Origin of the sequence: Brenneria sp. L3-3C-1, assembly GCF_016456245.1 — a bacterium.
Classification (GTDB): domain Bacteria; phylum Pseudomonadota; class Gammaproteobacteria; order Enterobacterales; family Enterobacteriaceae; genus Brenneria.
Window position 1 is genome coordinate 283,443 of record NZ_JAEMHF010000002.1, and the last position, 18,901, is coordinate 302,343.

An 18,901-nucleotide genomic window follows, 5' to 3' on the forward strand; every position below is an offset into this window, starting at 1 on the left:
AGCGGCGGTTTTATGCATTGCGCAAGGCGATAATTCGCATCGCGAACAAGAAAGCGGCAACCGATCAATTATTTAGTTTTTTTATCCCGATGTATTGACATGAGCAGAGGCCGCGAGCGAACCGGCATTTAGCAAATCAATAACATTTACTACCCAAGTTATCCACAATTTAGCCTGATTTTGTTCACTTGCAATAACCCGTTTTTCTCACTATCTTGTTATCAAACTAAACTCACCCCCCTATATATAGTGTTTGCATCCGGCGAAAAGGTACGACTGTGCCTGGCGCTTTATTTTGTATGACGCAACCAATGTAGGGTTAAAAAAACGGATAGGTGTTACATCCCATGAACCAGAGCCTGCTAGTAACCAAACGCGATGGCAGTAAAGAAAGAATCAATCTGGATAAAATCCACCGAGTCATTACCTGGGCCGCGGAAGGATTACATAACGTCTCTGTTTCTCAAGTGGAACTGCGCTCCCACATTCAGTTTTATGACGGCATCAAAACCGCCGATATTCATGAAACCATCATTAAAGCGGCGGCCGACCTGATCTCGCGTGAAAGTCCCGATTACCAGTATCTGGCCGCGCGTCTGGCGATCTTCCATCTGCGTAAAAAAGCCTACGGCCGGTTTGAGCCGCCCGCCTTGCTGGATCACGTCGGCAAAATGGTCGAGATGGGAAAATACGACAAACATCTGCTGGAAGACTATAGCGCGGAAGAGTTCGCCGTCATGGACGGTTTTATCGACCACTGGCGCGATATGAATTTCTCTTATGCGGCGGTCAAGCAGCTCGAAGGGAAATATCTGGTGCAGAACCGCGTCACCGGCGACATCTACGAAAGCGCGCAGTTCCTGTATATCCTGGTGGCCGCCTGCCTGTTCTCCGGCTATCCGCGTGAAACCCGCCTGGATTACGTAAAGCGTTTCTACGATGCGATCTCGACCTTTAAAATTTCCCTGCCGACGCCGATTATGTCCGGCGTGCGCACCCCGACCCGCCAGTTCAGCTCCTGCGTGCTGATCGAGTGCGGCGACAGCCTGGACTCCATCAACGCCACCTCCAGCGCCATCGTCAAATACGTCTCCCAGCGCGCCGGCATCGGCATCAACGCCGGCCGCATTCGCGCGCTGGGCAGCCCGATCCGCGGCGGCGAAGCTTTTCATACCGGCTGTATCCCGTTCTATAAGCACTTCCAGACCGCGGTTAAGTCCTGCTCTCAGGGCGGCGTGCGCGGCGGAGCGGCAACGTTGTTCTATCCGCTGTGGCATCTGGAAGTGGAAAGTCTGCTGGTGCTGAAAAACAACCGCGGCGTGGAAGGCAACCGCGTCCGTCATCTCGACTACGGCGTACAGCTTAACAAGCTGATGTACCAACGTCTGGTGAAAGGCGGCGACATTACGCTGTTCAGCCCCTCTGACGTGCCGGGGCTGTATGACGCCTTTTTTGCCGATCAGAACGAATTTGAACGTCTGTACGTGCAATACGAAAATGACGACAGCATCCGTAAGCAGCGCATCAAAGCGGTGGATCTGTTCTCGCTGATGATGCAGGAACGCGCGTCAACCGGTCGTATTTATATCCAGAACGTGGATCACTGTAATACCCACAGCCCGTTTGACGCGCACATCGCGCCGGTGCGCCAGTCCAACCTGTGTCTGGAAATCGCGCTGCCGACCAAGCCGTTGTATGACGTCAATGACGAAAACGGCGAAATCGCGCTGTGTACGCTGTCCGCCTTTAACCTCGGCGCCATCGACAGCCTGGACGATCTGGAAGAGCTGGCGACGCTGGCGGTACGCGCGCTGGATGCCCTGCTGGACTATCAGGACTACCCGATCCCGGCGGCCGAACGCGGCGCGATGGGGCGTCGTACGCTGGGCATCGGCGTCATCAACTTCGCTTACTATCTGGCGAAAAACGGCGTGCGCTATTCCGACGGCAGCGCCAACAATCTGACGCACCGCACCTTTGAAGCGATTCAATATTATCTGTTGAAAGCGTCCAACGTGCTGGCGCGCGAGCAAGGCGCCTGCCCGTGGTTCAACGAAACCACCTACTCGCAGGGTATCTTGCCGATCGACACCTACAAGCGCGATCTCGACGCGATTTGTAACGAACCGCTGCATTACGACTGGGAATCGCTGCGTAACGACATTAAAGAATACGGTCTGCGCAACTCGACGTTGTCGGCCCTGATGCCATCGGAAACCTCTTCGCAGATTTCCAACGCCACCAACGGCATTGAACCGCCGCGCGGCCATATCAGCGTTAAGGCGTCGAAAGACGGGATCCTGCGTCAGGTGGTGCCTGAATATGAAACGCTGAAAGACGCTTACGAACTGCTGTGGGAAATGCCCAATAACGACGGCTATCTGCAACTAGTCGGAGTAATGCAGAAATTTGTCGATCAGGCGATTTCGTCCAATACCAACTATGACCCGTCACGCTTCCCGTCGGGGAAAGTGCCGATGAAGCAGTTGCTGAAAGATTTGCTGACCGCCTATAAATTCGGCGTCAAAACGCTCTACTATCAAAACACCCGTGACGGCGCCGAAGATGCGCAGGACGATCTGCTGGCGGAGCCGCAGGACGATGGTTGCGAAGGCGGCGCCTGCAAGATTTAAGCTACGGACATAGGCTGCCGACGAACGCTCCACTTCCCCCTTTTGTCCCAGGGAGAAGCCGGGAGGGTTTGTCGGCAACCTCGCGTTCTTTTGGAGATATCAATGGCCTACACCACTTTTTCGCAGAATAAAAATGACCAACTGCTTGAACCGATGTTCTTCGGTCAATCGGTTAACGTCGCCCGTTTCGATCAGCAGAAATATGAAATATTTGAGAAACTAATTGAGAAACAACTTTCTTTCTTCTGGCGCCCGGAGGAAGTCGACGTTTCCCGCGATCGCATCGACTATCAGGCATTGCCAGATCATGAAAAACACATTTTTATCAGCAACCTGAAATACCAGACATTGCTGGATTCCATTCAGGGGCGCAGCCCGAACGTCGCCTTGCTGCCGTTGATTTCCATCCCCGAATTGGAAACCTGGGTGGAAACCTGGGCATTTTCGGAAACCATCCATTCGCGCTCCTACACCCACATTATCCGCAACATCGTCAACGATCCGTCGCTGGTGTTTGACGACATCGTCACCAATGAGGAAATTCTCAAACGCGCCAAGGACATTTCCGCTTACTACGACACGCTGATCGAAATGACCAGCTACTATCATCTGCTGGGCGAAGGCACGCATCAGGTCAACGGCAAAACCGTTACCGTTAACCTGTATGAACTGAAAAAGAAACTGTATCTGTGTCTGATGAGCGTTAACGCGCTGGAAGCGATCCGCTTCTACGTGAGCTTTGCCTGTTCGTTCGCATTTGCCGAACGTGAGTTGATGGAAGGCAACGCCAAAATCATCAAGCTGATTGCCCGCGACGAAGCGCTGCATCTGACAGGGACGCAGCATATGCTGAACCTGATGCGCGGCGGCCATGACGATCCGGATATGGCGCAAATCGCCGAAGAGTGCCAGCAGGAGTGTTATGACCTGTTCGTGCTCGCCGCCCAGCAGGAAAAAGAGTGGGCGGAATACCTGTTCCGCGACGGCTCGATGATTGGGCTGAACAAAGAAATTCTCTGCCAGTATGTGGAATATATTACCAATATACGTATGCAGGCGGTGGGTCTGGCGCTGCCGTTTGAAACCCGCACCAACCCGATCCCGTGGATTAACGCCTGGCTGGTTTCCGATAACGTTCAGGTCGCGCCGCAGGAAGTGGAGGTCAGCTCCTATCTGGTGGGTCAGATCGACTCTGAAATGAACGCCGATGATCTGAGCGATTTCCAGCTTTGATGGGTGCCGGAAAAGTATGACTACCTCGACCATCACGCTGCGCACGTCCGGTGCGCAGTTATGCTGTTCCGACGAGAGACGCTCCTTACTGGATGTGCTGGAATCCAACCGGGTCAGCGTCGAATATCAGTGCCGCTCCGGTTATTGCGGCTCATGTCGCGTGCGTCTGCTCAAGGGCAAAGTCGCCTACCGCCAGACACCGCTGGCCTGTATTCAACAGGATGAAATTCTGCCCTGCTGCTGTATGCCGCTGGACGATATTGAACTGGATATGTGACGCCGGGCGTCAGGCCTGCGCCGGTTCCGCCGCAACCGGCTGCTCGGCCAGCCAGCCGAAAACTTCGTCAATGCCAAGCACATCCGCATAACGGGCGTTAAGATCCAACAGCGTAAAATCCAATACTGACTGACTTCTATCGCCGGCAATCTCGCGCGGCAATACCACGTGGAACCCATCCTGGAATGCTTCAATCGCCGTGGCGCGCAAACTGCCGCTGGCGGTCACCCCCCCCAGAATGACCGTATCCACCCCCTGCCGCTTCAGCCACGCCGTCAGATCGTGGCCGTGCAAATCGGAGATATAGCAGGTGGATTGCATCCGATCGAACGCGATGTCTTCCAACGCCGCATCGATCTGATTAAGGTAGGCATCCTCCGTCAGCGCCGTGATTGAGGAGAATTTTTTCCCCCACATGCGGGAAAAGTGGTGATCTTGCTGATAAATCGTGCGGCTGAATACCGTCGGCAATTGATGTTGCCGGGCCAGTTCCAGCAACTGACGCAGCGCGGTTTTATTAAACGACGTATTGATCGCCAGCGTGGATCCCGAATCCATAAAGGCATAGGTCACGTCCCGTATCAGAACGGCCGCCTTCGAGCCAAAACCAATTTTACTGGCAAACCCGGTCTGTGAATAAATGCGCTGGATTTCATCGGCCAGGTAGCGACGCTGGCCGCCGGGGGTGTAAACCACCTTAAGGCCATAGGTTTTCACCTCGCCATTCTCCTCCAAGCGCCTCAAAGTGCTGGCGGAGATCCCCAGCATTTTCGCCGCATCAGAAACCGTCAATAATTTATCGTACATAACACGCCATCCTGGTTAACCGGAAAAACCACCACGCACAGTCCGTACACAAAAAAATGCCAGGAGCATTTTTCAACGCCGCTTGCGGCGGCCCGTAGGGTGACGGGCAGGGATAGCCCGTCATAAAAAAATGCCAGGAGCATTTTTCAACGCCCGCTGAATTGACCGGCGGGCAATTTATTTTCATTGCTGGCAGACCGGAGGTAAATAGGCATGCCAGTCGGTCATCTGCTGGTAGTACAACCCCAAATCCGCCAGCGCCTGTTCATTACCGTGCCGGGCGACCCACTGCATACCAATAGGCAATCCCGAACGGGAAAAACCGACCGGCAGCGTCAGCGTCGGCACGCCGGCGTTGGTAAACGGCATATTAAACGCCGGCGAACCGGTAAGCTCCAGGCTATACGGCGCCAGCGTCGGCGTGGCGGGCGTCATCAGGATATCCACCCCATCAAACAACGCCGCCAGCTCCGCACGGTAACGCGCCCGGGTCTGCTGGGCTTGCAGATACTCATGGGCGGAAATCTCCAGCCCCTGTTGCAGGAATTCCTGTAAATAAACGCCGAATAACCCCGGCGTTTTCAGGAAATTGGGGCGATGATAGGCGGCGCATTCAGCCTGCATCACAATCTGATGCGCCTGACAGGCCGCGTCAAAGCTTTCCGGCAGCCCGATACGTCTCAGCCGAACGCCGTGTCCGGCCAGTTGATCCATCGCCCGCCGACAGGCCGCGCCTATCTCATCATCCACATTGGCAAACCACGGATGTTCCACGATACCGACAGTATAATCGTGCTTCTCCCTTAATTGCAGCGGCATATAAGGCAGCGAATGGGTGGCTTCATCTTTCGAGTCCGGGCCAGACAGCGCGTTATACACCAGCACCGCATCCTCAACCGTGTGAGTAAAGGCGCCGACATGATCCAGCGACCAACTGGCGGGGATAACCCCGGCTTTACTGATGCGCCCATAGGTCGCTTTCAGCACCGTGACCCCGTTAAACGCCGCCGGACGGGACAACGACCCGGCGGTCTGCGTTCCCAACGTCATCAGCGCCATGCGCGCGCCAAGCGCGGCGGCAGAGCCGCTGCTGGAGCCGCCGGGCGTATGTTGCGGATTCCAGGCGTTGCCCGTTTCGGGCGGCGTGCCCCAATTGGCGAACTCCGTCGTCGTCAGCTTGCCCAGCAACAGCGCGCCCATCTCATCGAGCCTATCGACTACGCTGGCATTTTCGCCGGAGATCATCCCCTGACAAACTTTGGAACCGCCTTCGGTGGGCAGCCCGCGCGTATGGAAGATATCCTTGGCGCCATAGGGAATGCCGAATAGCGCAGGCTTACAGGCAATCGCCGCCATCTGCCGATCCAGCTCCACCGCCCGCCGTTTGGCGCCGTCCCGATCGAGATAGCGCCAGGCTTTGATCTGACCATCACGCTCATCGATACGCGCCAGAAAATGACTCAGCAACTCGCCTGGAGACACTTGACGCTGCGCCAGCATCCGCCGGGTGGCGGCGATAGTGGCAAAAGGCGAATGGTCCAACATGTTTTTCATAAAGCCGCTCCTTATCAGGGTTTGCTGGCGAACTGACCATCAACAATCTGTTCATAAGGCATATCCTGCGTGATATTGCCGACGAATTTCTGGATATCGATAGCGGTGGTAAACGCCAAAGGAGAAATCACCGCGTCAGCGGGATAGACATTGCTGTCGATCATCCGCTGTACCGCCGCATCCACCACTTTGGCGTCCAGGGAGGAGAACTCCAGACGGGCCACTTTTTTCGCTTCATCCGGGTGTTGGCGTATAAAAGCCAGCGACTCGTTGATAGATTTGACGAAACGGGCGACCAGTTGAGGATTGTCGGTGATGATTTTCTCCGAGGTATTGATGGTGGAAAAAGCGTACTCAGGGTAGTCGCGGGTAAAGTCGTAAATCACCTTCAGCCCCTGCCCTACCCCCTGATCGGCCTGCGGTTCATAGACCACCGCCACGTCTGCTCTGCCGGCCAGCAACGGCCCCAGTTCCGAGCCATTCTGGACTTCGTTAATCGTGACGTCTTTCTTGGGATCCAAACCATGTTGTTGCAGCAAACGCAGCAGCAGCGTGTTGGACGTACCGGGAGCCAGCCCGGAAACCAGGCGTTTCCCCTTCAGGTCGGCCGGCGAATTAAAGGTAAAGTCCGGCTTGGCCAGTATCCATACCGGCGCGCTGTTAGCGACGGCGCTGACCGCCTTGGCGGTGCCGCCTTTCTGCTGAGCGAATCCCACATGCTCAGGACCGTGAACCGAGAACTGCGCCTCGCCGGACAACACGGCCGCCAGCGCGGTAGGGCCGGACCCCGCCGACCGAATGGTCGCCACATCAATCTGATTCTGAGCGAATATCCCCTGATGTTTCGCCACATAGACCGGCAGATACAGCAGCGAATGAAACGCTTCGGTTACCAGCACGCGATCGGCCTTGCCGTCAGCGGCGAAGCTGCCGGCGGAGCCCAGAGTAAAGACAGCGGCACACAGCCATGAAACCAATTTATTCATCGTCGAACTCCTTCGATTAATGGGTTACGGAACAAGCAAACGACATGACTAACGATTGGCGGACTGGCGTTCCCAGGGCAGCAGCCAGCGCTGTAGCTGGATAACCAGCAGATAAAGTACGATAGCGACAAACAGCAGGGTAAAGACGCCGACCCAGACCACGTTAAGATTGAACAGGTTGCCGGCGACGAAAATCATTTTGCCCAGGCCATAATCCGAGGAGATAAATTCGCCCCCGATATCGGCAATCAGCGCGAAACCGATATTCAGGCGGAAGGCGGAGATGATCCATGGCAGCGTGGACGGGATCACCACTTTGCGGAAAATCTGGTTCTTGTTGGCGCCGAGCGAGCGCATCAAATTCACCTGGTTGTCATCGATCTGGTGCGTTCCCTGCCACGCCGACAGCAGCGCCACGATATAGGTGGCGATGAAAGCCAGAGCGATTTTGGAAAACATGCCGGACCCGAACCAGATAATAATGATGGGAGCCAGCGCGATTTTCGGCAGCCCGTTCAAGGCGATAAAAAACGGATCGAGGATGCGCGCCAGCGCCGGCGAATACCACAACAACAGCCCGGACAACGAGCCGAGCAGGCTGCCGAGCACAAAGCCGATCACCGTGGCGTAGACCGTGACATAGGTATTGGTCAGCAGTTCGCCGTTAGCCGACAGGCGGACAAACTCATGCCAGATCCCTGCCGGAGAGCCCATCAAAAAGGCATTGACCATGCCGGTATCCACGCCGTATTGCCACAGCCCGACCATCGAGATGAGGATCAGCGCGCGCCAGCTATTATCTTTCAATAGCCGCAACAATTTCTTTCTGCGTCGGCGGTTCAGAGCCGACAGCGCGGAACGATTTTTATCCGTAGCGGTCGCTGGCATATTCATGGCCGTCCTCCCAACTGAATATCCATATCAGCCCATATATCATCGAAAAACTGCTGAAAACGCGGATCTTTTCGGGCGCCCATAGCGGAACCGTGTTGCTTGGCCAGGCCCACTTCATAGGTTTTTTTATTCCACGTCGGTCGCTGCGACATCACCACGATGCGATCGGACATGGAAATGGCCTCGCCAATATCGTGGGTGATCAGCACCACCGTCTTGCCATATTCATTGAGAATCGACAGGATCTCCTCTTCCAGCACCAGCCGGGTTTGGTAATCCAGCGCGGAGAAAGGCTCATCAAGCAGAATGATGTCCGGATCGATGACCAGCGTGCGGATCAGCGCCGCTCTTTGGCGCATGCCGCCGGAAAGCGTGGCGGGATAGGCATGGGCGAAATCCCCCAGACCATATTTCAGCAGATAGGCCATGGCCCGTTCATGGCGTTCTTTCTTCGGCACTTCGCTGATTTCCAGACCCAGGCAGACGTTATCGAGGATGGTGCGCCAGGGAAACAGCAGATCCTTTTGCAGCATGTAGCCCACCCGGCCTTTCTTGGGCATGGCGTAATATTGGTCAAAGACCTGAATTTCACCGGCGGAGGGCGCCAACAGTCCGGCGATCATGTTGAACATGGTGCTCTTGCCGCATCCGCTGGGGCCGACAATACTGATAAATTCGCGGTGATAAATATCAATCGAGATGTCTTTAATCACGTCCACCACGTTTTCATCGTGATCAAGAAACTGCTTTTTTACTCCTCGCATCGAGATTGCAACCGGAGGCGACGCGGAAGCGGTTGTCGGTGTCTTGTTTATTGCAGGTGAAAGGCTCATCACATACTCCTGATTAACAGCATTCCCAGAGACGCCATTGCCGTAGCACGGGTGCATCGCCGGATATAGATCAAGAATCAAGCAAATCGATTGCGCAAAATCACCGTAGCAAAAACTTTCCAAACTTGTCTAATACGACAAACTTATCAAACTTGTCGTATTTTTCACTCGTCCGATTTTACTCACGCGGCAAGATCGAGAGAGAGAAAGAATGCCGAAGGCGACAAAACGGGGGAAAATAACCACAGAACAACGGATCCCGGCTACGCTTGGGTTACACTAACGGCAGATAAAACAATCAGGAGGTTTTAGACCATGCTTACCGTCATTCCTATTTTGATCTTTGTTGCGCTCATTCTTGTCTGGTCAGGCATCAAAATCGTCCCGCAGGGTTATCAATGGACTGTCGAACGCTTCGGCCGCTACACCAAAACGCTGATGCCGGGGCTTAATCTGGTCGTTCCTTTCATGGATCGCGTCGGCCGGAAAATCAACATGATGGAACAGGTACTGGATATTCCGTCCCAGGAAGTCATCTCGCGCGACAACGCCAATGTGGCGATCGATGCCGTGTGCTTTATTCAGGTGATCGACCCGGCGCGCGCGGCGTATGAAGTCAGCAATCTGGAACAGGCCATCGTCAACCTGACCATGACCAACTTCCGTACGGTGTTGGGTTCGATGGAACTGGATGAAATGCTTTCCCAGCGCGACAGCATTAACAGCCGGTTACTGCATATCGTCGATGAAGCCACCAACCCGTGGGGCGTTAAAATCACCCGTATTGAAATCCGCGATGTGCGCCCGCCAGCCGAATTGATTGCGGCGATGAACGCGCAGATGAAAGCGGAGCGTAACAAACGCGCCGATATTCTTGAGGCCGAAGGGGTGCGCCAGGCGGCGATTCTGCGCGCCGAGGGGGAAAAACAATCGCAGATCCTGAAAGCCGAAGGGCAGCGTCAGTCGGCCTTTTTAGAAGCGGAAGCGCGTGAACGTGCGGCGGAAGCCGAAGCGCAAGCCACCAAAATGGTGTCTGAGGCCATCGCCGCGGGCAACATTCAGGCAATCAACTATTTCGTGGCCCAGAAATATACCGATGCGCTGCAACAAATCGGCTCATCCAACAACAGCAAAGTGATCATGATGCCGCTGGAAGCCAGTAATCTGATGGGCGCGATTGGCGGGATTACCGAGCTGATAAAAGATAGTCAGGACAGTCGGAGTAAATAATGGGGATTGAACTGGTGATGGAAAATGCGCACTGGTTCTGGCTGTCACTCGGTGGCCTGCTGCTGGCGGCCGAGATGCTGGGCGCCAGCGGTTATCTGTTATGGAGCGGGATCTCCGCGATACTGGTCGGCTTACTGGTCTGGCTGGCGCCGGTGGGATGGCCGTGGCAGGGCGTTACGTTCGCCATTCTAACCATTGTCACCGCCCTGCTGTGGTGGTACTGGCTGCGTAAGCGAACGCTTACTCGTCCGGCATCGACGCTCAACCGGCGCGGTCAACAGTTAGTGGGACTGCGGGCCACGCTGACGGAACCGGTGGTGGACGGCTTTGGCCGCGTCAGAATCGGCGACGGCGCCTGGCGGATAAAATCCGAACAGGATTTGGTTGCCGGTACGCAGATTGAAGTGATCGCCGTTGAAGGCATTACGCTGCACGTGCGTCCGGTTACGCCATAACACAACCGGTCATTCGGGGCGCGATTTTGGCCCCGAATGACAACATCCGGCAAGATGATTAATAATCGGACAGTCGGCGCCGCTGTCTCCCGGGCACTGTTCCGCCAGCGAGAGTAAACGCTCGCGCATCACTTTTAGCGCCTCGATATGTTCTTCTATTTCATGTACTTTTTGCAACGTGCGGGCTTTCACATCCGCACTGTGGCGCAAAGGATCGTTAAACAACGCCACCAGTTCGCGGCACTCGTCCAGGTTAAACCCGACCTGACGCGCCTGACGCAATAGCGTCAGCTCTTCGACATGATGCGCGTTATAGCTACGATAGCCATTTTCAGAGCGTAACGGCGCGGTCAGCAACGCTTTCTCTTCATAGAAGCGAATGGTTTTACTGGTAAGGCCGGTTTTTTTCGCCACATCGCTGATGTTCATTGTTTCCCCCTTGACTCTCCCCTTGCTGGAGGGTTTACCCTGCTTAATAACTAGTGTAAATCAGTCAGCCGGTCAATGTATTTGACCATCGATTGCGATCTCAGGAGAAGATAATTATGTCGCAAACCACCGTGTTGTCATTGCAGGGATTAACCTGCGGACATTGCGTCCAGCGGGTTAAAAAAACGCTGGAGGCGCTGCCGGATGTTGAACAGGCAGAGGTCACGCTCGATGTTGCCAGGATCACCGGCGATGCCGATGCCCAGACGCTCATCGACAGTATCGAACAGGCGGGCTATCAGGCCAGCGTACAGGAAGCCGCGCCCCCAAAAACTGAGCCGCTGGCACAGGTAGCGACCACGCCGGAAACGCTGCCAGCGGCCCAGAGTGATGTTCCGGCAGCACGGATTGACGATGATAGCGTGCAGCTTCTGCTTCAGGGGATGAGCTGCGCCAGCTGCGTCAATCGGGTGCAAAATGCGTTGCAGAGCGTGGCGGGCGTCACGCAGGCGCGGGTTAATCTGGCCGAACGCAGCGCGCTGGTCAGCGGGCACGCAACGCAGGCGGCGCTGATTGCCGCCGTCGAACAGGCGGGCTACGGGGCGGAAATCATTCAGGATGAGGATCAGCGCCGCGCACGTCAGCAGCAAACCGCACAACAAAATATCCGCCGGTTTCAGTGGCAGGCCGCGCTGGGTTTACTGCTTGGTATTCCCCTGATGCTCTGGGGCGTACTGGGCGGCAGCATGACCCTGACGCCGGAAAGCCGCACGCCGTGGCTGGCGATTGGCGTACTGACGCTGGCGGTGATGGTTTTCGCCGGGGGACACTTTTACCGTAATGCCTGGCGCAGCCTGAAAAACGGCGCGGCCACGATGGATACGCTGGTCGCGCTCGGCACCGGCGCCGCCTGGCTGTATTCCATCACCGTTAACCTGTGGCCCGATATTTTCCCTATGGCGGCGCGTCACCTTTACTATGAAGCCAGCGCGATGATTATCGGCCTGATTAATCTCGGCCATGCGCTGGAGCAGCGCGCCCGTCAGCGTTCTTCTCACGCGCTGGAAAGGCTGTTGGACTTAACGCCGCCGACCGCGCGCGTCGTCACGGCCGAAGGCGAGCGACAGATCCCCCTGTCCGAGGTGCAATCCGGGGTGACGCTGCGTCTGACCACCGGCGATCGCATTCCGGTGGACGGTGAAATCCTGCAAGGGGAACTGTGGGTCGATGAAGCAATGCTGACCGGCGAACCGATCCCGCGGCAAAAAACCCCCGGCGACGCCGTACATGCCGGGACGTTGGTGCAGGATGGCGGCGCGCTCTTTCGCGCCGACGCGATCGGCAATCAAACCACGCTGTCACGCATTATCCGCTTGGTCAGGCAGGCGCAGAGCAGCAAACCCGCCATCGGCCAGTTGGCGGATCGGATTTCCGCCGTGTTCGTCCCGGTGGTGGTGGCTATCGCCGTGATCAGCGGCGCGATTTGGTTCTTTGTCGGGCCGCAGCCGCAAATCGTCTATACGCTGGTGATTGCCACCACGGTGCTGATCATCGCCTGCCCCTGCGCGCTCGGGCTAGCGACGCCGATGTCGATTATTTCCGGCGTCGGACGCGCCGCCGAACTGGGGGTGCTGGTGCGGGACGCGGATGCGCTTCAGCAGGCCAGCAAACTGGATATTCTGGTGTTCGATAAAACCGGCACCTTAACCGAAGGTCAGCCACGGGTGGTCGAGATTCACACCTTTGGCGCGGTGACGGAACAACAGGCGTTAAGCTGGGCGGCGTCGCTGGAGCAAGGCTCCAGTCACCCGCTGGCGAAAGCCATTGTCGAGCGGGCGAAAGGGCTGACGCTCACCGAGGTTAACCGGTTTCGCACCCTGCGCGGGCTGGGCGTCAGCGGACAGGCCGACGGGGTATCGTTGCTGCTGGGCAATCCGGCGCTGCTTAAGCAGCATCAGATTACCGCCCGGCAAGACGATGTGCCGATCGACGAACAGGCGCAGCGCGGCGTCACGCCGGTTTTACTGGCGGCGGACGGTCAAATTGTCGCCATGTTCTCCATTCGCGATCCCCTGCGGCAAGACAGCGCCGCCGCCCTGCAACGCCTGCACCGGCAAGGTTACCAGTTGGTAATGTTGACCGGCGACAACCCAGTGACCGCCAACGCCATCGCCAAGCAGGCCGGGATCGACCAGGTGATTGCCGGCGTACTGCCGGACGGCAAGGCGGACGCCATCAAAAAGCTTCAGGCGCAGGGAAAACGCGTGGCGATGATTGGCGACGGCATCAACGATGCGCCGGCGCTGGCGCAGGCCGACGTGGGGATCGCCATGGGCGGCGGCAGCGATATCGCCATCGAAACCGCGGCCATTACGCTGATGCGCCACAGCCTGCACGGCGTGGCCGATGCGCTGGCGCTGTCCAACGCCACGCTGCGCAATATGAAGCAGAACCTGCTGGGCGCGTTTATCTATAACACATTGGGTATTCCGATCGCCGCCGGCGTGCTTTATCCCCTGACCGGTACGCTGTTAAGCCCGGTGGTGGCCGGGGCAGCGATGGCGTTGTCCTCCATTACGGTGGTCAGCAACGCCAACCGGCTGCTGCGCTTTAAACCGAAAGGATAATAGACGACGGCCGGCAATATACCGTCATCTGCGCTTTTTCAGCCGATTACCGGTACAACTTATCCCGTTTAGCGTTTAGCATAGACGTGTTGATAAGGAGACAGGATCTATGGGGCCACTGCTGCGTCGAATCGCGACTTTCCTTGGGTTTATTTCGCCGCTGGCTTACGCCTACCCGGCGGTGGACATTCAACTGGCGGATCGGCGCCAGTTTCATCTGGTCGGCAGTATTCATATGGGCAGCATGGATATGGCGCCCCTGCCTGATGCACTGCTAAAACAGTTGAAGAGCGCGACCGCGCTGATTATCGAGGCGGATATCTCGGATCCCGGTTCGCCGTTTGAACATAACGAAACGGAACCGCCGCTCGCGCAACGTCTGAGCCCTGACAACTATCGTCAGTTGCAACAGATCTGCGAAACGCTGGCTTTCAGCGAAAGCAGTATCGATCGACTTCCCGCCTGGCAGGCGGCGCTGATGCTACAGGCCAGACAGGCGCAGCTGCTGGGACTGCGCCCGGATTACGGCATTGATTATCAATTGATTAATGCCGCGAAATCTCAAGGCCTGCATATCATTGAGCTTGAGGGACAGCAAACACAGGTTGATTTACTCCAGCAGTTGCCGCATGGCGGGTTGCTGCTGCTGGAAGATACCCTTACTCACTGGCATGCCAACGCCCGCCTGTTGCAAACCATGGTGGGCTGGTGGCTGGACAGCAAACCCGACAGGCTGACGTCCGCCCTCCCCGCAACGTTCGGCAATGAAATGACCGATCTGCTGATGAACCAGCGTAACCGACGCTGGCAACAACAGCTTCAGGCGCTGCCTGCCGGAAACTATGTGGTTGCCGTCGGCGCTCTGCATTTATATGGTGATGACAACCTACCCGCGTTATTACAGGCAAATTGAGCAAAACATCATCTAAGGATATTTGAACCATGACACCCGCAGTCAAACTGCTTGAGAAAAACAACATCGCCTTTACGTTACACAGCTATCATCACGACAGCGATGAGACCAATTTTGGCGAGGAAGCGGCCAGAAAACTGGGGCTGAACAAAGATCGGGTTTATAAAACGCTGCTGGTCGCGCTGAACGGCGATGCAAAAAATCTTGCCGTCGCCGTTACGCCGGTCGCCGGCATGTTGGACTTGAAGAAAGTGGCCCGGGCGCTATCGGCCAAAAAAGCCGATATGGCCGATCCCGCCATCGCTCAACGGGTAACCGGTTATCTGGTGGGCGGCATCAGTCCATTAGGGCAGAAGAAGTTATTGCCGACGGTTATTGACCAGCCCGCGCGGCAATTCGATACCATTTATATTTCCGGCGGCAAACGAGGGCTGGATATCGAACTGGCGGCGGAAGACCTCGGCCGTCTGTTACGGGCGACCTTCGCGGATATCGCCAAGCATGACGGGTAAATAACCCAATATCCCCGTCGGACGGCGGAGTCAATATACTCAGGCCGTCAGACGGGCAAAGCCGTCCCGTATTTCCTGTTCGGGCAGTTCCCGGCCGATAAACACCAATACGCTTTGTCTTGCTTCGTCATCCCGCCATTCTCTGTCCCAATCGGCGCTGTACAGACGTTGTACGCCCTGAAACAGCAGACGGCGCGCGTCGTCTTTAATCGCCAGAATGCCTTTATAACGCAATAAATTATCCGCGTAGTTCACCAGGAAACCTTCCATCAGATCGGACACGGCGGCGAGTTCCAACGGCGCATCGAAATAAATCACGATAGACTGAATATCATTTTGCGCCGGCGCCACAAAGCGGAATACCGGCGTATTCAGCGCCAGCCGGTCGTTAAGAATAAAGCCTTCAATATTGAATAAAACGCTTAAGTCAATGTCCCCGTTCACCACCGGATAAACCGGCGCTCGGGCATTAATACGCTGCAAGCGCGAGATCAGCGCGTGGTCTTCGCCGGCAATATCGGTTTTCGTCAGCAGAATTCGATCGGCATAACCAATCTGCGACTGCGCAATTGTAAACTGATCGAGCTGCTGCTGGGCGTGTACCGCATCCACCAGCGTAATAATGCCGTCCAGAACGAAACGTTCGCAGATGATTTCATGGGAGAAGAACGTCTGCGCCACCGGGCCGGGGTCGGCCATGCCGGTACACTCGATCACCACGTGATCGAAGTCCAGCGAACCGTCGTCAATGCCGTCCAGTAAATCCAGCAGCGCGTCGGCCAGTTCGTTCGCCTGACTACAGCAGATGCAGCCGTTGCTCAGCGTGGTGATTTTGCTTGCCCGTTCGCCGATCAACGCATTATCAATCGGCACTTCGCCGAATTCGTTTTCAATCACCGCAATCTTATAGCCATGATCGGCATTGAGAATGTGCCGCAACAGGGTGGTTTTACCCGCGCCCAAAAAGCCGGTCAGAATGGTGACATAAAGAGGTTGAGTCATAACTGCTCCCGATAGACTAACAGCAACGCATCCCGCCTTTTCCATCTCCGCCATAACGCGCCTGCTGGCGTTCGCGGAAAAATTCTTTATAGGTCATAAAAGGCTTATCAGGATGGTTGGTCTGCATATGCTGGACATAGGTTTCATAGTCTGGCATCCCCACCAACATTCGGGCCGCCTGACCTAAATATTTACCTGCCTGTCCCAGATTGCCAAACATAGTTGCCTCCTGTTTAACGCCGCTTGCGATGGCCACGATAAAAATACCCCACATAACGTTTATACATTATGCGGGGTATTTATGGTATCACCCGATTAGTGGCTGGATGAGATCTGCACGCCGCCTTCCGGAACCGGTACGTATGGCGTTTCATTATCCGAACTGTTCGGATCCTTACGTGCCTTCAGCGCCGTTTTAATACCGTAGGCGATGATGCTGTAGACCACAATCAGGAACAGAATGCTCAGGCCGGCATTGGTGTAGTTATTGATCACGATATGGTTCATATCGCTGATTTGTTGGGCCGTCACCTCGGCGCCGCTTTCCGCAATCTTCTGCTTGTACACGTTGGCCTGATAGAAGAAGCCTTCAAGCTGCGGATTGTCGCTGAACAACTTGAGACCAAGCGCCCAGGTGGTGCAAATCAGCAACCACACCGCAGGAACCAATGTCACCCAAATGTATTGGGTACGTTTCATCTTGATTAACACCACCGTACCCAGCACCAGCGCAACGGCCGCCAGCATTTGGTTGGAGATGCCGAACAACGGCCACAGGCTCTTCACGCCGCCCAGCGGATCCACCACGCCCTGATAGAGCAGGTAGCCCCACAGGCCGACGCACCCGGCGGTGCCGATAATCCCCGCGACCAGCGAATCGGTTTTCTTCAGGAACGGCACAAAGTTGCCCAGCAAATCCTGCAACATAAAGCGACCGGAACGGGTGCCCGCATCCAACGCCGTCAGAATAAACAGCGCTTCAAACAGGATACCGAAGTGATACCAGAAGCCCATGTTCGCGCCAGGAATGATTTGGTGGAATACGTGGGCAATCCCCACCGCCAGCGTCGGCGCGCCGCCGGCACGGTTCAGCACGGAAGGCTCGCCGATGTCTTTGGCGGTTTGCAGGATCTGCTCCGGCGAAATCACAAATCCCCAGGAACTGACCGCCGCCGCGGCATGCGCCGAAACATCCTGCAATTGCGCCATGATCATCGGCGCGTCAGCGGTGCCCAGTTGATGCAGGTTGGGCATGGTGATCCCTAACGCGGCCGGCGGGGTATTCATCGCAAAATACAGACCGGGTTCGATAATGGAAGCCGCCACCAGCGCCATAATCGCGACGAAAGACTCCATCAGCATGGCGCCGTAACCAATAAAGCGCGCGTCGTTTTCGCTGGCCAATAGCTTCGGCGTAGTGCCGGAGGCGATCAGCGCGTGGAAGCCCGACACGGCGCCGCAGGCAATGGTAATAAACAGGAAAGGAAACAGCGTGCCTTTCCAGACCGGCCCGGTGCCGTCGACAAATTGCGTCACCGCCGGCATTTTCAGATCCGGATTCAGGATCACGATGCCGATAGCCAGACCGACAATCACCCCGATTTTCAGGAATGTCGCCAGATAATCGCGCGGCGCCAGAATCAACCACACCGGCAACAGCGCCGATACAAAGGCATAGCCAATCAGCGTATAGGTGATGGTGGTGTCTTTAAAGGTCAACGCCGGGCCCCAGTACGGGTCGTGGGCGATCACACCGCCGAACCAGATCGCCAACAGCAGCAGCACCACACCGATGACCGACACTTCGCCCACGCGTCCGGGGCGAATAAATCGCATGTAGATCCCCATAAACAGGGCAATCGGCACCGTCGAACAGACGGTAAACACGCCCCACGGGCTTTCCGCCAGCGCTTTCACCACGATCAACGCCAGTACGGCCAGAATGATGATCATAATCAGGAAGCAGCCAAACAGCGCGATGGTTCCCGGCACCGGCCCCATTTCTTCCTTGATGATTTCACCCAGCGAAGCGCCGTTACGACGCGAAGAGATAAACAGCACCATAAAGTCCTGCACCGCCCCGGCCAGCACCACCCCGGCCAACAGCCACAGCGTGCCCGGCAGATAGCCGACCTGAGCGGCCAATACCGGCCCGACCAGCGGCCCGGCGCCGGCGATGGCGGCAAAGTGGTGGCCGAACAGCACATTGCGGTTAGTCGGCACAAAGTTCAGTCCGTCATTGTTGACCACGGCCGGCGTGGCCCGCGACGGATCCAGTTTCATCACCTTCTGGGCGATATACAGACTGTAGTATCGGTACGCCACCAGATAAACGGCGACGGAGGCGACAATAATCCACAATGCGCTGACATGCTCGCCACGGCGTAGCGCGACCACGCCGAGACAGGCAGCCCCTATGATCCCTAAGATCAGCCAGGGGATGTGTTTAAGAATGGTGCTGTTCTTCATAAGACATCCTTCATTAAAATATAAATCGTCATTATTTAATTCTAAGT

At 56.1% G+C, this 18,901-nt stretch carries 17 protein-coding genes; 8 read left to right on the plus strand and 9 right to left on the minus strand.

Annotated elements, in window-relative coordinates:
- Positions 1 to 347: 347 nt before the first annotated feature.
- The 3 genes from nrdA (at position 348) to yfaE (ending at position 4,143) form a co-directional block, all read left to right on the plus strand.
- Positions 348 to 2,633 (plus strand): class 1a ribonucleoside-diphosphate reductase subunit alpha, encoded by a 2,286-nt coding sequence (gene nrdA, locus JG725_RS07745; RefSeq protein ID WP_172289757.1) that lies wholly within the window; start codon positions 348 to 350, stop codon positions 2,631 to 2,633.
- 102 nt (positions 2,634 to 2,735) lie between these two features.
- Positions 2,736 to 3,866 (plus strand): class Ia ribonucleoside-diphosphate reductase subunit beta, encoded by a 1,131-nt coding sequence (nrdB, locus tag JG725_RS07750; RefSeq protein ID WP_172289756.1) that lies wholly within the window; start codon positions 2,736 to 2,738, stop codon positions 3,864 to 3,866.
- 16 nt (positions 3,867 to 3,882) lie between these two features.
- The gene (yfaE, locus tag JG725_RS07755) at positions 3,883 to 4,143 is read left to right on the plus strand and encodes a class I ribonucleotide reductase maintenance protein YfaE (protein ID WP_172289755.1); all 261 of its coding nucleotides are present in this window, start codon (positions 3,883 to 3,885) and stop codon (positions 4,141 to 4,143) included.
- A 9-nt stretch (positions 4,144 to 4,152) separates the two neighbouring features.
- On the opposite strand, the gene JG725_RS07760 is transcribed toward yfaE, so the two are convergent.
- The 5 genes from JG725_RS07760 to JG725_RS07780 all read right to left on the minus strand — a co-directional run bounded on the left by JG725_RS07760 (position 4,153) and on the right by JG725_RS07780 (position 9,217).
- Positions 4,153 to 4,950, minus strand: coding sequence for an isochorismatase family protein (locus JG725_RS07760; RefSeq protein WP_172289754.1), 798 nt, complete (start codon positions 4,948 to 4,950; stop codon positions 4,153 to 4,155).
- A 183-nt stretch (positions 4,951 to 5,133) separates the two neighbouring features.
- The gene (locus JG725_RS07765; protein WP_199377488.1) at positions 5,134 to 6,504 is read right to left on the minus strand and encodes an amidase; all 1,371 of its coding nucleotides are present in this window, start codon (positions 6,502 to 6,504) and stop codon (positions 5,134 to 5,136) included.
- 14 nt (positions 6,505 to 6,518) lie between these two features.
- The gene (locus tag JG725_RS07770; RefSeq protein ID WP_199377490.1) at positions 6,519 to 7,490 is read right to left on the minus strand and encodes an ABC transporter substrate-binding protein; all 972 of its coding nucleotides are present in this window, start codon (positions 7,488 to 7,490) and stop codon (positions 6,519 to 6,521) included.
- A 48-nt stretch (positions 7,491 to 7,538) separates the two neighbouring features.
- A complete protein-coding gene (locus JG725_RS07775) occupies positions 7,539 to 8,384 on the minus strand; it encodes an ABC transporter permease (RefSeq protein WP_199377492.1) in 846 nt (281 codons plus the stop codon).
- A complete protein-coding gene (locus JG725_RS07780) occupies positions 8,381 to 9,217 on the minus strand; it encodes an ABC transporter ATP-binding protein (RefSeq protein WP_172289749.1) in 837 nt (278 codons plus the stop codon). The genes JG725_RS07775 and JG725_RS07780 overlap by 4 nt, the downstream gene beginning before the upstream one ends.
- Before the next feature lie 315 nt (positions 9,218 to 9,532).
- On the opposite strand from JG725_RS07780, the gene JG725_RS07785 reads away from it, so the two are divergent.
- Together JG725_RS07785 and JG725_RS07790 are read left to right on the plus strand one after the other, a co-directional pair.
- The gene (locus tag JG725_RS07785) at positions 9,533 to 10,447 is read left to right on the plus strand and encodes an SPFH domain-containing protein (protein WP_172289748.1); all 915 of its coding nucleotides are present in this window, start codon (positions 9,533 to 9,535) and stop codon (positions 10,445 to 10,447) included.
- Positions 10,447 to 10,902, plus strand: a complete 456-nt coding sequence (locus JG725_RS07790; protein ID WP_199377494.1) for an NfeD family protein — start codon at positions 10,447 to 10,449, stop codon at positions 10,900 to 10,902. Before JG725_RS07785 ends, JG725_RS07790 begins: the two co-directional genes overlap by 1 nt.
- A gap of 9 nt (positions 10,903 to 10,911) precedes the next feature.
- Here the strand turns inward: JG725_RS07790 and cueR are convergent, their stop codons facing one another.
- Positions 10,912 to 11,331, minus strand: a complete 420-nt coding sequence (gene cueR, locus JG725_RS07795; RefSeq protein ID WP_199377496.1) for a Cu(I)-responsive transcriptional regulator — start codon at positions 11,329 to 11,331, stop codon at positions 10,912 to 10,914.
- Between the two features lie 116 nt (positions 11,332 to 11,447).
- Here cueR and copA point away from each other — a divergent pair, with 116 nt between their 5' ends.
- The 3 genes from copA (at position 11,448) to ybaK (ending at position 15,383) form a co-directional block, all read left to right on the plus strand.
- On the plus strand, positions 11,448 to 13,958 hold the full coding sequence (gene copA, locus JG725_RS07800; RefSeq protein WP_199377498.1) for a copper-exporting P-type ATPase CopA: 2,511 nt from the start codon (positions 11,448 to 11,450) through the stop codon (positions 13,956 to 13,958).
- A 109-nt stretch (positions 13,959 to 14,067) separates the two neighbouring features.
- A complete protein-coding gene (locus JG725_RS07805; RefSeq protein WP_172289744.1) occupies positions 14,068 to 14,871 on the plus strand; it encodes a TraB/GumN family protein in 804 nt (267 codons plus the stop codon).
- Between the two features lie 29 nt (positions 14,872 to 14,900).
- A complete protein-coding gene (gene ybaK, locus JG725_RS07810; RefSeq protein WP_172289743.1) occupies positions 14,901 to 15,383 on the plus strand; it encodes a Cys-tRNA(Pro)/Cys-tRNA(Cys) deacylase YbaK in 483 nt (160 codons plus the stop codon).
- Between the two features lie 39 nt (positions 15,384 to 15,422).
- On the opposite strand, the gene yjiA is transcribed toward ybaK, so the two are convergent.
- The 3 genes from yjiA to JG725_RS07825 form a co-directional block, all read right to left on the minus strand.
- Positions 15,423 to 16,385: a GTPase gene (yjiA, locus tag JG725_RS07815; RefSeq protein WP_199377500.1), complete on the minus strand. Its 963-nt coding sequence runs from the start codon at positions 16,383 to 16,385 to the stop codon at positions 15,423 to 15,425.
- 16 nt (positions 16,386 to 16,401) lie between these two features.
- Entirely contained in the window at positions 16,402 to 16,605 is a 204-nt protein-coding gene (locus tag JG725_RS07820; protein WP_172289741.1) for a YbdD/YjiX family protein, read from the minus strand.
- 95 nt (positions 16,606 to 16,700) lie between these two features.
- Positions 16,701 to 18,854 carry a carbon starvation CstA family protein gene (locus JG725_RS07825; protein WP_172289740.1) on the minus strand — a complete coding sequence of 718 codons (2,154 nt, stop codon included), beginning with the start codon at positions 18,852 to 18,854 and terminating at the stop codon, positions 16,701 to 16,703.
- Positions 18,855 to 18,901 lie beyond the last annotated feature (47 nt).